General features: G+C 39.7%; 12 protein-coding genes. 8 read left to right on the top strand and 4 right to left on the bottom strand.

Annotated features, from left to right (window positions below; all coding sequences use genetic code 11):
- The first annotated feature begins 147 nt into the window (after nt 1–147).
- Nucleotides 148–4,794: a GAF domain-containing protein gene (locus H6G75_RS05460; RefSeq protein WP_190978950.1), complete on the top strand. Its 4,647-nt coding sequence runs from the start codon at nt 148–150 to the stop codon at nt 4,792–4,794.
- A 273-nt stretch (nt 4,795–5,067) separates the two neighbouring features.
- Nucleotides 5,068–5,457 carry a CVNH domain-containing protein gene (locus H6G75_RS05455; RefSeq protein ID WP_190978949.1) on the top strand — a complete coding sequence of 130 codons (390 nt, stop codon included), beginning with the start codon at nt 5,068–5,070 and terminating at the stop codon, nt 5,455–5,457.
- A gap of 190 nt (nt 5,458–5,647) precedes the next feature.
- On the opposite strand, the gene H6G75_RS05450 is transcribed toward H6G75_RS05455, so the two are convergent.
- Nucleotides 5,648–5,833, bottom strand: a complete 186-nt coding sequence (locus tag H6G75_RS05450) for a hypothetical protein (RefSeq protein WP_190978948.1) — start codon at nt 5,831–5,833, stop codon at nt 5,648–5,650.
- 123 nt (nt 5,834–5,956) lie between these two features.
- Between H6G75_RS05450 and H6G75_RS05445 the strand changes: the two genes are divergently transcribed.
- The 3 genes from H6G75_RS05445 to H6G75_RS05435 all read left to right on the top strand — a co-directional run bounded on the left by H6G75_RS05445 (nt 5,957) and on the right by H6G75_RS05435 (nt 8,882).
- Nucleotides 5,957–7,066, top strand: coding sequence for a sensor histidine kinase KdpD (locus H6G75_RS05445; RefSeq protein WP_190978947.1), 1,110 nt, complete (start codon nt 5,957–5,959; stop codon nt 7,064–7,066).
- 1 nt (nt 7,067) lies between these two features.
- A complete protein-coding gene (locus tag H6G75_RS05440; protein ID WP_190978946.1) occupies nt 7,068–7,748 on the top strand; it encodes a response regulator transcription factor in 681 nt (226 codons plus the stop codon).
- Between the two features lie 294 nt (nt 7,749–8,042).
- Complete coding sequence (locus tag H6G75_RS05435; RefSeq protein WP_242051462.1) at nt 8,043–8,882, top strand: SGNH/GDSL hydrolase family protein; 840 nt, start codon at nt 8,043–8,045, stop codon at nt 8,880–8,882.
- Here H6G75_RS05435 and H6G75_RS05430 read toward each other — a convergent pair.
- Nucleotides 8,851–9,693, bottom strand: coding sequence for a methyltransferase domain-containing protein (locus H6G75_RS05430; protein WP_190978944.1), 843 nt, complete (start codon nt 9,691–9,693; stop codon nt 8,851–8,853). The two genes, H6G75_RS05435 and H6G75_RS05430, sit on opposite strands and share 32 nt — an antisense overlap.
- 150 nt (nt 9,694–9,843) lie before the next feature.
- Here H6G75_RS05430 and H6G75_RS05425 point away from each other — a divergent pair, with 150 nt between their 5' ends.
- The 3 genes from H6G75_RS05425 to H6G75_RS05415 all read left to right on the top strand — a co-directional run bounded on the left by H6G75_RS05425 (nt 9,844) and on the right by H6G75_RS05415 (nt 12,712).
- Nucleotides 9,844–11,178, top strand: coding sequence for a TrkH family potassium uptake protein (locus H6G75_RS05425; RefSeq protein ID WP_190978943.1), 1,335 nt, complete (start codon nt 9,844–9,846; stop codon nt 11,176–11,178).
- A gap of 370 nt (nt 11,179–11,548) precedes the next feature.
- Nucleotides 11,549–12,244: an NAD-binding protein gene (locus H6G75_RS05420; RefSeq protein ID WP_190589641.1), complete on the top strand. Its 696-nt coding sequence runs from the start codon at nt 11,549–11,551 to the stop codon at nt 12,242–12,244.
- 84 nt (nt 12,245–12,328) lie between these two features.
- Entirely contained in the window at nt 12,329–12,712 is a 384-nt protein-coding gene (locus H6G75_RS05415; protein ID WP_062295903.1) for a DUF4346 domain-containing protein, read from the top strand.
- A gap of 57 nt (nt 12,713–12,769) precedes the next feature.
- Here the strand turns inward: H6G75_RS05415 and psb32 are convergent, their stop codons facing one another.
- Together psb32 and H6G75_RS05405 are read right to left on the bottom strand one after the other, a co-directional pair.
- Nucleotides 12,770–13,510 carry a photosystem II repair protein Psb32 gene (gene psb32 / locus H6G75_RS05410; protein ID WP_190978942.1) on the bottom strand — a complete coding sequence of 247 codons (741 nt, stop codon included), beginning with the start codon at nt 13,508–13,510 and terminating at the stop codon, nt 12,770–12,772.
- Nucleotides 13,511–13,619: 109 nt separating this feature from the next.
- Nucleotides 13,620–14,426: an ABC transporter ATP-binding protein gene (locus H6G75_RS05405; protein ID WP_190978941.1), complete on the bottom strand. Its 807-nt coding sequence runs from the start codon at nt 14,424–14,426 to the stop codon at nt 13,620–13,622.
- Between the last annotated feature and the right edge of the window lie 18 nt (nt 14,427–14,444).

The raw sequence follows: 14,444 nt of genomic DNA, 5'->3' as shown, positions 1-14,444 counted from the left end.
AGTTGTTTAAGACATCTGTAAATATCAACAACAGCAACATACTTTTAACTCTGTAATCTGTCATCTACCAGATTTTCAACCGACGAATATTCATCAACTGATTGCCTGTTTTTTCAAGTATAAGAGCAAGTTTATAAAACAAATAGGATGAAAGCACCATTACCCGATAACGAAGCACAAAGAATAGAAGCACTGTTAGAGTATAAAATCCTCAATACTCCATCAGAAGCAGCATTTGATGAATTGACACATTTAGCTTCGTATATTTGCGGAACTCCAATCGCTTTAATTAGCTTAATTGATCAAAATCGTCAGTGGTTTAAGGCAAAAGTCGGACTAAATGTACCAGAAACACCCAGAGATATTGCATTTTGCGCCTATTCTATTTTAGGGTCTGATGTTCTGATTGTTCCTGATGCCAAAGCTGACGAACGTTTTGCACAAAACCCATTAGTGACTTCTGATCCCCACATTCGATTTTATGCGGGTGTACCATTGATTAACCCTGAAGGTTATGCGCTGGGTACACTTTGTGTTATTGATCGTGTACCTCGTAATCTCTCTCCGCAGCAAATCGAAGCATTACGCATTCTGGGGCGACAAGTCATTAAACAGATGGAAATGCAGCGGAGTCTAGCAAATTTAGCCAGTATTGCAAACGAACGCAAACATAAACAAAAGGTACATAGAGATTTTTTTAAAAGAGTTACTGGTGGCTTTGGTTTAGCCTCAGTAATTTTAGTTTTGATCGGCTTGATTTCTTATAAAAATACCAAAATATTTATTAATACTAACCATCAAATTCAAAAAACCCAAAAGCAAATTACCCGTTTAGAAACACTACTCTCCGACCTCAAAGATGCCGAAGCTGGACAAAGGGATTACATTCTCACAGGAGATCATAGTTATTTAGTGCCGTATAAAACAGCACTCACGAATATTGATAAACAAATGACGAATCTGCAAATTTACACAACAGATAAGCCTCGTCAAAAACAAAAAGTAATCATTTTGGAAGAACTGATTACAGCTAAAATAACCGTCCTCAGAAAAACTATTGAACTGCGTCAAGCTCAGGGATTTGACGTGGCATTAAAGGCAATGTTGGCAGAGCAAAAAAATAATTTAATGCCTGATATTCGCCAAACAATTTATACAATAGAAAATGAAGAAAAGCAATTATTAAAAGAGCAGTCACAAACGGCAAAAGTTAGCACTCGCTACACAATTTTAATTTTAGCTTTTGCTATCTGTCTAAGCTTTTTTATTCTAGCTGTAGTTTATTACCTGATTTATTGCGAATTCACAGTCAGAAAATTAACAGAAGATAAGCTCAATGAAGAACGTAACTTTATCTCCGCAGTTCTAGATACAGCTAGTGCCTTAGTGATTGTGCTGGATGCTCAAGGGCAAATTGTCCGCTTCAACCATGCTTGTGAAGAAATTACGGGTTACTCATTTGATGAAGTCAGGGGAAGATATTTCTGGAATTTGTTTTTGTTACCTGAAGAAATTGAGCCAGTCAAAGCTGTGTTTGCTCAGTTACGAACAAGTGAGCATCAAGGCTATCAAAATTATGAAAATTATTGGATCACTAAAGATGGTAGTCGGCGACTAATTGCTTGGTCAAATGCTATCTTGCAAAACTATGAAGGCGCAGTGGAATATGTAATTAGTACAGGTATTGATATTACAGATAGCAAACGCGCCCAAAAGCAGCTGAAGACACAGTATGCAATTACCCGTGTTTTAGCAGAGTCTACAACGATCGCCGAAACCATTCCTCAGATTTTACAAGCTATTTGTGAAAACTTGGAATGGGATGTAAGTGAAATTTGGATGATTGACCAACAAGCAAATGTACTTAGATATTCTGACTCGTGGCATCGTGATTCTTTGGATGTACACGAGTTTACAAACCGGTGTCAGGAAATCACGTTTGCACCAGGAATAGGATTACCGGGTCATGCTTGGGCTAATTGTGAACTAGTATGGTTTACTGATGTTGCCAATAACCCCAAATTTTTGCGCCATCAACTGGCAAACCAGATAGGATTACATGGCGCTTTTGGTTTCCCAATTCGCAGTGAACATAAAATCTTTGGGGTAATTACTTGTTTCAGCCAGAAAATTCAGCAATATGACCAAGATTTAGGTCGAATTCTTAATTCGATTGGTGAACAAGTCGGGCAGTTTATTCAACGTAAAAAAGCGGAAGAAGAACTACAACGGCAAAACTTGCGATCGCAATTATTGACGGAAATTACTCTCAAGATTCGTCAATCTTTGCAAATAGAAGACATTTTGGCAATCACCGTCAAAGAAGTCCAAAAAATTCTGCAAACTGACCGGGTGTTAATTTCGCAAATGTCTAGTGATGGCTCAGACAATATGTTAGTTGAGGCTGTAGTTACTGGTTGGCCATCAATTAAAGAAAAAAATATTGCTGACACTTACTTACAAACAGAATATCAACAACAATACTATCTACAACAATATCGCAAAAAGCAAATCGCCATCAATGCTGAGTTAGATTTACTGAGCATTCAGCAAAGTCATCTCGAATTACTGCAACAGCTTGGGGTAAAAGCCAATTTAGTCATCCCAATTCTGGTTAAAGAGGAACTGTGTGGTTTATTAATTGTTCACCAATGTGCTTCTCCTCATCAATGGTCAAGTTTTGAAACTCATCTTTTACGACAAATTGCTGATCAAGTAGGCATTGCTATTGCTCAAGCTCAATTACTCAAAGTAGAAACTCAACAACGAAAAGAACTAGAAGTAGCTCGTCGTCAAGCAGAATTAGCATCTCAAGCCAAAAGTGCATTTCTGGCGAATATGAGTCATGAAATTCGTACTCCGATGAATGCTGTCTTGGGTATGACTAGTTTAATGTTAGAAACTCCTCTCAATCAAGAACAGCGAGATTTTATCGAAACAATTCGCATTAGCGGTGACGCGCTATTAAGTCTGATTAACGAGATTTTAGATTTATCAAAACTTGAGGCTGGGGAAATGAGCCTAGAAACCCTCAATTTTGATTTAGCCAATTGTGTGGAAGAAGTATTAGATTTATTAGCGCCCCAAGCTCATCAAAAAAACTTAGAAATTGCTGCATTAATTTATCGCAATGTGCCTACGCAACTCCAAGGAGATGCTAGTCGCCTGCGGCAAATTTTGATGAACTTAATTAGTAATGCTATCAAATTCACTAGTGTGGGAGAAGTACTCATCAAAGCCGAATTGCGCTGGGAAAATACCAAGACAGCTAATATTCGGTTTGCCGTTATAGATACTGGTTTGGGCATTACTACAGAAAACCAAAACCAGTTATTTACCCCTTTTACTCAAGTGCATACTTCTAATAAATATAAGTATGGTGGTACTGGTTTAGGATTGGCGATTTGTAAGCAACTTGTAAGTTTAATGGGTGGAGAAATTGGGGTAGATAGTCAGTTAGGCAAAGGTTCGGAATTTTGGTTTGAGATTCCTTTTGCCAAGCAAATCCAACCAGTCACCATGATGGACGATCGCGGAATTTTGCGCGATCGCCGGATGCTTTTGGTAGATGACAACACGACTAATCACAAAATTATCGATTATCAAGCCACCCGTTGGGGAATGCAGGTGGACAAAGCTGATAGTGAAGAGGCTGTTCTTAGTGCTATAGAAACGGCTGAAAAGCAAAAAAAACCCTATGATGTGGTCTTAATTGATATGCTCTCCCAAATCAATGGGATGGCTGTGGCAGAAATGATCAAGGCTAAGTCTGCAATTGCGACGACACCTTTAATTATGCTGACATCTACCAATCAACGGGATGAAATGCAGCGATCGCTAGAAATGGGATTTGCGGCATATTTAGTCAAACCTGTGAAGCCATCTCGGCTCCTTGATACTCTCATTACTATTTTCGGGTTCCACTCGCCACCACAACAGCATCTACCAAGTAATCAGGAGTTAGAAATGAACAATTTACAAAATAGTCACCTGCCTCTGGCTGCTGGCTCCGCTAAATTGAGAATTCTTGTGGCTGAGGATAATTTAGTCAATCAAAAAGTTGCTCTCAGACAGCTGAGAAGCTTGGGTTACAATGCCGATGTTGCTGCCAACGGTCAAGAAGTTTTACAACTATTAGAAAAAATTCCTTACGATGTCATTTTTATGGATTGCCAAATGCCAGTTTTGGATGGTTTGGACACTACAAGAGAAATTCATCGTTGGTATGAAAGTTATTTTGCTAACCGTCGTCGTCCAGTCATTATTGCTATGACGGCAAATGCCATGAAAGAAGATAAACAACTATGCCTTGATGCAGGCATGGATGATTATTTAAGTAAGCCTGTAATCAGAGAAAATTTGGCAGCAGTATTAGAACATTGGAGTCAGTTTCTCATGACTATCCAAACCGAAAATACCTCTGATCATCAGGTGTCTGCCACAGAAGAGGATGTTAATACATTACTCATTGATTGGGAACATTTACATCAGTTGTCTGAAAATGATGCCGAATTTGAATTGCAGTTGTTGGAAATTTTTGTTGAAGATATGAAGTCTCGTTTAGAGTTAGTCCAAGCTGCGATCGCTAACAATGACTTTCAGCAAATGGCACAACAAGCACATCAAATTAAAGGCACTACTAACAACATTGGCGCGAAATCTATGTATGTAGCTGCTGAAAAACTAGAACAACTGGCTCTTTATCAAGAACGCCGTGGCAGCACTGAACTAATTTCAGAATTAGAAGAGTTTGTCAACCGTGTGCAAGCATTATTAACACAATCTTGTAATTAACAGAATTGCCACAACACGCCGTCAGCATAGAGTCTTAATACTTATATTAAAAAATACCGTTGATTCTCTTTTCTGAGCGATCGCTCAACTTTGCTACTTACATAAAATACTCTATTCACAAGTATAAACTTTTATATCACCACCTTGTCGTTTACTAAAATATGGCTTGATAATAGCCCCGTACAAACCACCCACTTGGATAGGGTTTGTATAGAATCGATAGCTGTAATGTCTGTCCTTGTTTAGATTTTCTTTATCTTGGAGATGAAAACAATGAAATCAGTTCTGAAACTATGTATTGCCGTCCTGTTCACATTTGTTGTGTCTTTTATGACCACAAATTCTGCCTTGGCTTTGGGTCAGTTTAGCTTGACTTGTCGTGACACTAGTATTCAAGGTTCTGTTCTAACATCTACTTGCGAAAGAGCGAGCGGTGGCGTTTACAACACTAGTTCTATTAATTTGAACCGAGTAGTTGAAAATGTTGATGGTAGTCTGAAGTGGCAACCCAGCAACTTTATTGAGACTTGCAGATCAACCCAAGTAGTTGCTTCACGTCTATTAAGTGCTCAATGTAAAACCCGCGCTCAACAGTGGGTTTCCACCACAATCAACCTTGATGATCACATTGCCAATATTGATGGCACTCTACGGTTCGAGTAATATCTAGAAACATCAATCTCATTGAATGAGGACAGGAAACAGGGAACAGATTGGATTGGATCTCATTTAGAACTGTTATATACCGCGGATTGCAGGGAAATGAGGTACAAATTTCGAGAAACAACCGCATATTACAAAGCTTGCAACTTTGTTAGCTATCTTCTATTCCTTGTTTCCTGTCGCAAAAGCATCATCTTTGTAGCCAGTCCGTTGGGCTGGTTTCTTGACTTGAGGCGACTGTCGTTGGCTTTGCCGACTCCCTCACTGGCGCAACACGGAGTAATGAGGGTTTGAGAGAGTTATAGCAGTAGCCAAGTTGGTTAGGACATTGATAAATCATGAGACTTAGACACCATAAAGCTTTTAACCCTGTCACCTGTAACCTATTACCTGTCCCCTGCTATATTGTGTAATTCTTATATTGAATATAGTAATGCTCATATTGGAGGATATAGAAACAAAGAATTAACCGCCGATAGCAGAGGATGAACGCACGCTGATGAACGCAGATAAATTTGTAGCTCAAAAGCATAGTCAACGCTACAAATTAGGCAGATTTATTATTATATTGTGTCTATTTGTTGGTGTAATTTTGATGGAGTTTGAAACACCAACAGAATATGTTTTTGGATATCTTTATACAGGCGCAATCTTATTAACAAACTATTGGTTTGGCGGCAGGGCAACTTTTTTAGCGACTGTGGTGGCGGTGTGTTTGACGCTGTTGAATTTGGTGGTACCTGGAAATGAATTAGTGAAAGTCTCGACGGTAGCCAGTCGCTTAATTGCGGTGATGGCTTTAATTGTGACTGGTATTTTAAGCGATCGCCTGCGTCGTTCTCAAGAGGCGATCGCAGTGACTCGCGCTAAGTTAGAATCCCAAGAGGAATTGGTCAAGGTACGAGAAGATTTTGCCTCTACACTGACTCATGATTTAAAAACACCGTTGTTAGGAGCGATTGAAACTATCAAAGCTTTTCAACAAGAAAAATTCGGCCCAGTTGTACCAATGCAACAACAAGTTTTATCGACAATGGCACGCAGTCATGAAACCTCCCTACAATTGGTAGAAACGCTGTTAGATGTTTATCGCAACGATACCGAAGGTTTAAAACTGGACTTAGCACCAGTCGATTTAACTATCTTGGCAGAAGAGGCGGCTGGTGATTTGATGGAATTAGCTGCCAATCGTCGCGTTCATCTATCGGTTAGTTATGGTGATTCTAATTGGCGACAATCATTGTGGGTGTATGGTGATGCTTTGCAATTGCATCGCGTGTTTAATAATCTGTTAGTCAATGCTATTAATCATTCCCGGCGTGGTGGGAAGGTGGAAGTTTTTTTAGAAGCACAAACTTCTTCTCAAGTCGTGAAAATTTTAGATACGGGTGCGGGTATTCAAGCAGAACAGTTTTCTCACTTATTTGAAAGATTTTATCAAGGTCATAGCGATCGCCAAGCTAAAGGTTCAGGCTTGGGGCTTTATTTATCTCGGCAAATTATTGAAGCCCACGGGGGTATAATCTGGGCAGAGAACAAAGTGCCGACTGGTGCTGTGTTTGCTTTTAGACTACCTGTTTATCCATTTCCATCTCCGCCAACTGCGTGAAATGTCTTCTACTCCAATCAAAATTCTACTAGTTGAAGATGATGAACTTTTTCGCTTAGGTTTGCAAGTACGGTTGCAGCAAGAACCTGGGTTAGAAATTATTGCTGAGACGGAAGATGGTGAAACAGCTATTGAGTTAGTCAAAGAATATCCTCTAGATATTGTGCTGTTAGATGTGGGTTTACCGGGAATTGGTGGAATTGAAACTTGTAGACAAATTAAGCAGCAAAATCCGGCACTGCCAATTTTAATTCTTACTTCCCATTCACAAAAGCCTTTAATTTCACGGTTGATAGAAGCAGGCGCTCAAGGTTATTGCCTGAAAGGTATTGCTGCGGAAAAATTAGTTTTAGCATTGCGTTCTGTGGCGGCTGGCGCTTCTTGGTGGGATGAAACTGCAACTAGAGAAATTCGTTCTTCTTTTGTTTCTGAACTACCTCAATTAGAAAATATCTCCAAGATTGCCAATCCCTTAACTGGGCGCGAACAAGAAATTTTATCACTGTTAGCAGCAGGTAAAACCAATCAAGAAATTGCTGCTGCACTATATATTGCACCGGGAACAGTGCGTGTGCATATTCATGCCATTTTACAAAAGTTAGAGGCGAGCGATCGCACCCAAGCTGTCATTACAGCTTTACAAAAAGGATTAATCAAAAGCGACATAATTGTCAAAGATTAGCAAAATCCACACCTGAAAGTATTCGGTTACACTCAAAATCCTTTTAGTTGCCTTGTTAGCCTAGAGAAGCAATCATAGCAGAAGGCAGAAGGCAGGAGGCAGGAGGCAGAAGGAAAAGTCTTACTAAGCCTAGCGTTCAAATTTTCAAATTGTCCTAACATATTTGACTACTGCTATAAATACCAGGGCAATCTTTAGCCAAACAAATATTAGTTGAAAGATTGGCAATCAAACCGCAGATTCATGCCAAAAAAATTGTTTTTAACCATAGGACTGTCATTTTTAATTTTCATCATGGTTGTACTCACAAATTCTTTTGCTAGTACTCATCCGATCGCTGGACTTTATGTATTTGGTGACAGTCTTTCGGATACAGGAATGGTATTTCAAGCAACAGGGGGAATGTACCCGCCTAGTTCAACTTACTTTCAGGGGCGTTACTCAAATGGTCGGGTGTGGGTGGAGTATCTCGCCGATCGCCTGCATTTGCCAAGCCAGCAAAGTAACAATTTTGCTTACGGTGGTGCAACTACTGGTAATGTTGGCAACAATTATGTGCCGAACTTATTAACTCAAGTCAAGTCATTTACCCAGTCACATCAAAAGACTGATCCCAATGCCTTATATGTAGTTTGGGCGGGAGCAAATGATTATTTACAAGGGGTAAATAATGCAAATGTCCCAATTCAAAATGTGACACAAGCGATCGCTTCTTTAACAGATGTCGGTGCGAAAAAATTTCTGGTGGCGAATCTACCAGATTTAGGTAAGTTACCCGCCACAAGCAGCAACGCCAATTCTAACAGCCTCAGTTCCTTAACCCAAGCACATAATCAAGGTTTGCGGCGATCGCTAAAAATACTAAATCAGCAGCATTCTGACTTGGAGATTGTCAGTTTGGATGCTAACACCTTGTATCGGAATGCGATCGCTAATCCGGCTGCATTTGGTTTTAACAATGTTGTCAGTGCGTGTATGTCTGCTTCTCAACCATGTGGTCATCCAAATCAATTCTTATTTTGGGATGGTATTCATCCGACAACTGCGGCGCACCGAATAATTGCAGACACAGCTTTTTCGGCGATTCAAGAAGCTGGAATTTCTACTTATTCCCGCACACCAAACCAAACTTAATTAACCCACGTTCATAACCGCGACTCATTAACCCTAGTGCTAAGGCTCCTTGAATGGTATTCCAACCAGAACGTAACAAGCCAAAAATCGCACTAGGTGTGATTGCGGAATCAATTACGACATTCCAAAATGGCGCAACCGCAACTGACCAATCAGCAGTGCGGATATTTTTTAATGGTAGTTGATGAGCGATCGCTTCATACTCCGGTAACGAAATTACATAAGGCAAACAATACACGCGATAAATATCTTGTAAATGCTTTTGTTCATCTGCTGTTAATGGTGCATCATCTGTCGCTCGATGGCACCAAGTTGCCATAATTAAAGTCCCACCCGGTTTTAATACGCGATAACATTCTTGCAAAAATTGTGTTTTATCAGGCATGTGTTCACCACTTTCCAGTGACCAAACCAAGTCAAAAGTATTATCTGCAAAGGGCATAGCTTGAGCATTAGCCACTAAAAACTTACTTTTCAGATGTAACAGCATTTCTTGGGCGCGTTCTGTAGCTCTCGCCGCCTGCACAGGACTTAAAGTAATACCAGTAGTCCGAGCATGAAACTTTTCGGCTAAGTATAAAGAACTGCCGCCGATACCACAACCCACATCCAAAATGTTAGTTGCTGTTTTGACATCTGCCCAATGAAGTATTTCTTCTATTAAATCAATTTGCGCTTGGCGGCGCTCTTTTTTTTGCGTTCCATCCACACCGTAAAAACCGTGGTGCATGTGTTCGCCCCAAACTTCTTCCCATAAACCCGAAGAAGCATCGTAAAACTGCTGAATTTGCTGATATAGTGTTGTATTCATAAAACAAATAATGCTAAGACAAAACAGTGTTTAAATCAACATACTGGTAGGCTACCATGTGTGTTTTTCTTTAAATAAAGATGTTTTTCCTTTCCAGGAAAATTTAATTAAGTAAACCCGCCTGGAAGAATTGAGAGGCTCTACCTTAATATGACTGTTTCGCGGACAATTTGCTTGGGTTTTATGGCTGTCATCACTGTCGGCACGATTTTGTTGATGCTGCCAATTTCAACTAGTGACGGCAGTTGGAATAATTTAGTGGTGGCATTGTTCACCTCAACATCTGCCGTTTGTGTGACTGGTTTATCAGTAGTTGATCCTGGGACTTATTTTTCTTTTTGGGGTCAGTTGTTTATTGCCTTGTTAGTTCAAATTGGTGGTTTGGGATATATGACAACCACTACCTTTTTGATTTTGCTAATTGGACATAAATTTGACCTGCGGCAAAAAATGGCAATTCAACAAGCATTAGACAGGCCAGGAATGCAAGGTAGCGCCCAAGTGATTCGCTCAATTATTGCCACTACTTTAATTTTTGAAATTACAGGTATCTTTTTACTGCTGCCTGCTTTCGTACCGCAATATGGTTGGTCACAAGGACTATGGTTAGCGATTTTTCATAGTGTTAATTCTTGGAACAATGCAGGGTTTAGTTTGTTTAAAGATAACTTGATTGGTTATCAAACATCTGTGTTAGTAGTTTTCACAGTTACTACATTAATTATTTTTGGTGGTATTGGTTATCAAGTTATTTTAGAGATGTATCTTTGGTTGCGCGATCGCATCTTCAAACAAAAGACCTGTTTAATATTTTCTTTAGACTTTAAAGTTGCTACCAGCACAACTTTAATTCTTTTAATTCTAGGTACAATTGCCTTTTTTTGTATTGAAGTGAGGAACCCTGCAACCTTTGGTAACTTAGATTTGGGCGGTCAATTTTTAGTAGCTTGGTTTCAATCTGTCACCCCTAGAACTGCCGGATTCAACACTATAGATATTAGTAAAATGACCACTGCTGGTCTATTCATCACAATTGCCTTCATGTTTATTGGTGCTAGTCCTGGTGGTACAGGCGGGGGTATAAAAACTACAACTTTACGAGTTTTGACAAGTTGTACAAAAGCAATTTTGCAAGGTAAAGAAGAAGTTTTATTGTATGACCGCAAAATCGCCATCTCTTTAATATTGAAAGCCGTGGGTGTTTTAGTTGCTTCTGTAGCTACGGTAATTTTGGCAACGGTTCTAATTTCTTTAACAGATCCAAAGTTAGACTTTATTCAAATTTTATTTGAAGTAGTATCTGCCTTTGCTACCGTTGGTCTTTCTACAGGCATTACGGGTACAGTTTCCACTGCCGCTAAACTGATATTAATTATTACTATGTACATTGGTAGAGTTGGGGTTCTTTTGTTAATGTCCGCGATTTTAGGCGACCCCCGTCCTACTAGAATTCATTATCCTGAAGAAAATTTATTGGTGGGATAGCTGGACACAAGGCAAAAGTAAAAAGGCAAAAGTAAAAAGAAAGAATAAGGATACCACAAGCCTTTTAGCAATTTCTTATGGTCTGTTTATTTACGCCGAACTGTACTAGATACAAGGCAAAAATTAAACATACCAATTTCATTGGATTTGTGAAAATTGAGAGACTCAGATCCCCGACTTCTTAAAGAAGTCGGGGATCTGTTTGTGGATAACGAAAACTTACTGTTGGGATAACCGTACTGAGTATCAATACCATTAACTTAAACTGATAAAATATGAAACACTAGGCAAAAAATAAAAATTGATACTTTAAGTGAGATTGAAAAATTTTTTGTCCTAAATACAGGGAGCGTTAATAAGGAAAGCAACTGTGAACCTTGCATCACTAGGTTTTTTTCGCAGCTTACGTAAAGATAATCAGCAATTTGCGGTCATTGGGCTAGGTCGCTTTGGTCGGTCTGTATGTTCAACTCTGCATAAATTTGGTTATCAAGTTCTAGCGACAGATGTTGATGAAAAAAGAGTCTGTGAGGCGTTGACAGAAGAAATTGTCGGTCATGCTTTGCAATTAGATTCTACAGAACCAGCCGCACTCAAAGAAGCAGGGATTTTTGAATTTGATACAGTAATTGTAGCGATCGGTAATTACGTTCAAGAAAGTATTATTACTACTCTCAATGTCAAAGAAGGTGGCGTACCTCACGTTGTGGCGAAAGCTTCTAGTGAAGTTCACCGCAAGTTACTGCACAGAGTCGGTGCAGACCATGTTGTTTTCCCGGAGTATGAAGCCGGCTGTGCTTTAGCACGTACTCTCACCAAACCATCTATATTAGATAGATTTGACCTCGACCCAGACCATAGTATTGTTGAGATGATTGTGCCTGATGAGTTTCATGGCAAAACCATTACTGAAATTCAACTGCGTAATCGTTATGGTTTAAATTTACTGGCTGTCAGTCAAGATGGTAAATTTGCCATCAACCCAAACCCACACCAGCGACTAGAACGTGGTTCAGCAATGGTGGTAATTGGCTGTAATAAAGATATTAATCGCTTACCAATTTAATGCTCTGATTGAGGAACATAGGAATTACACTTAAGTATATGGTGTAAAAACCCTGAAAAAAGAATTTTGTTTTTGATCGGAGTTATGGATTTAATAGTTAAAGATTTAGCAGCAATAGATGATAGACTTTCTCAGCGTCATATTGACCTTGACCCGGCTGGCTATTTCATCATCTATTTGGACAGAGGGGAGGGATTAATCCACGCCAAGCATTTTACCAATGTAATTGATGAGCATGGTTTAGCGGTAGATCCCGAAACAGGTAAAGTCATTCCCGCGCGGGGTAAGGTGGAAAGAACTCACAGCACAGTTTACAGTGGTAGGACTGCCAAGGAACTCAGTGTCAAAATTTTTGAACAAACTCACCCTTGTCCAGTGTCGCAGTTAGACCATGCAGCTTATTTAGGACGAGAGTTTGTCCGCGCTGAGGTGGCTTTAGTGACAGGACAAGAGTATGTTCAAGACTAGAAAAAGTATGAAGTATGAAATTTTCACACCTCATACTTCATACTTTAGACTTCAGATTTAGCCGTTAGATGGTGGCTGTGGCTGATTGACTTGATATATGTAGTAAGTCGCCATCGGGATGACGGTTGCTGCAATTAACAGACCTATCACCCAAGCAGTTGCACTACCTTTGTCGGTATCCTCTGCTTTGGTAAAGGTGCCTTCTACCGTTTCTTTATCAACAATTTGTGGTGGGCCGGGGTCGGGTTCACCAGAGAGAACTTTTACTAAGCGATCGCTTGCATCCAAAAATGCCTGATTATATTTATCACCGTTGCGTAATGGTGCAGCTAAGGTTTCTGTAGCTACACTCTCGGCAATAGCATCAGTCAGCAAAGACTTGACTTTATCCCCGGTAAGAATAGCAGTGTTGTTAGTAACAGTATCTAACACCAACAAAATTTGATTGGCTTGCGCCTCTTTGGTGGGAAACCATTTTTCAAACAGCCCTTTAGTAAAGCTTTCTGAGGTTTCACCATAATCTAAACGGCGAATAGTGACAAATCGCACTTCATTGCCAGTTTTCTTGGCTAAATCTTCAAAGGCACCACTAATTTTACCTTCGTTGATGCGACTTAGCACTTCACCTTGATCTACAACCCAGTCACCACCGGGGGTTAAATTCGGAATTTGATACACACCAGTAGCTAACGCCGGGGTAGCCAAAAGTGATGCACTAAGAATAATTGCCAGTATTGGGGTTAGCAGCCAAATGATGTATGTTTTAATGCCAAATACTGTTCTGAGGAGCTGTTTCATTTGATTGATCCTAAGACAGACTAGCACCAAAAATACTACACAATCAATGACAAAATCACCCTGTTCAGGAATTTATATCGTGTCCGGTGAAAGACTTATCATGATTCACTCACATCGAATCGCACACCCTCACACCCTTACGCCCGATAGGAACACACATTGGTGTTCCAACAATCGGATCAGATACAATCCGACATTCTAAGCCAAATACTTCTTGTACCATCTCCTCCGTCATCACATTTTGCGGTTCTCCAGCCGTAAAAATCCTTCCTTGTTTGACAGCCACCAAATAATCTGCATAACGACAAGCCTGATTTAAATCATGCAGCACCATTACAACAGTTCGTCCTTGATGCTGGTTCAGTTCATATAACAAATCTAAGACTTCTATTTGATGTGCTAAATCTAAAAAAGTAGTCGGTTCATCTAATAATAAAATATCTGTATCTTGTGCCAATGCCATTGCAATCCAAGCACGTTGTCTCTGTCCACCAGATAAAGTATCTAAGGCTCGATTTGCTAAATCTAATAAATTGGTAATTTCGAGTGCTTGTTGGACGATTTTTTCATCTTTTTCTGACCATTGCTGTAACCAGTTTTGATAAGGGTAACGTCCTTGTCCTACCAAATCTCTGACAGTTAGTCCTTCGGGTGCTAGTGGGTTTTGTGGCAAGATTCCCAATTGTTGGGCTACTTCTTTGGTAGAAAGATTAAAAATAGATTGACCATCAAGATAAACTGTACCACCATAAGGTTTTAAAAGTCTGGCTAACCCTCTTAATAAGGTGGATTTACCACAACCATTTGCGCCTACTAAAGCACTAATTTTGCCGCCAGGAATTGCCAAATTCAGATCACGAATAATTGGCGCACCATCATAAGCTAAAGATAAACTTTTTGTTGATAAGCCTTTCATATTTGTTACCATCTTAAA

Origin of the sequence: Nostoc sp. FACHB-280, from assembly GCF_014697615.1 — a bacterium.
GTDB lineage: Bacteria > Cyanobacteriota > Cyanobacteriia > Cyanobacteriales > Nostocaceae > Nostoc_B.
The sequence above is the reverse complement of the archived record's forward strand: the minus strand, read 5'-3'. Positions and strand labels throughout refer to the sequence as shown.